Below are 474 nucleotides of genomic sequence, written 5' to 3'. Positions count from 1 at the left end.
GATCCCCTTCAGCGGACCATCGGCAGCCGCCTTGATCGCCGCGTTCACCTCTTCCACGCTGGTCGCGCGCTTGGCGATGAACTTCAGGTCCACGACGCTGACGTTCGGCGTCGGTACGCGCATGGCGAAGCCGTCCAGCTTGCCCTTCAGTTCCGGCAGGACCAGCCCAACGGCCTTGGCCGCCCCGGTCGAGGTCGGGATCATCGACAGGGCCGCCGCGCGGGCGCGGTAGAGGTCCTTGTGCATCGTGTCCAGCGTCGGCTGGTCGCCGGTGTAGCTGTGGATCGTGGTCATCATGCCCTTCTCGATCCCGATGGCGTTGTTCAGGACATAGGCCACGGGCGACAGGCAGTTGGTGGTGCAGGAGGCGTTCGAAACCACGATGTCGTCCTTCGTCAGCGTGTGGTGGTTCACGCCGTAGACGATGGTCTTGTCCGCGCCGTCGCCGGGGGCCGAGATCAGCACCCGCTTGGA

At 65.8% G+C, this 474-nt stretch carries 1 protein-coding gene; it reads right to left on the bottom strand.

Annotated elements, in window-relative coordinates; genetic code table 11:
• A partial coding sequence (locus tag D5084_RS09045; RefSeq protein WP_162302410.1) for a type I glyceraldehyde-3-phosphate dehydrogenase occupies window positions 1–474 on the bottom strand: 474 nt, incomplete at both ends.

The sequence above is a fragment of the Tabrizicola thermarum genome (assembly GCF_003574395.1).
Taxonomy (GTDB): domain Bacteria; phylum Pseudomonadota; class Alphaproteobacteria; order Rhodobacterales; family Rhodobacteraceae; genus Tabrizicola; species Tabrizicola thermarum.
Note: the sequence above shows the minus strand (reverse complement) of the source record. Positions and strands in the feature narration are given on the sequence as shown.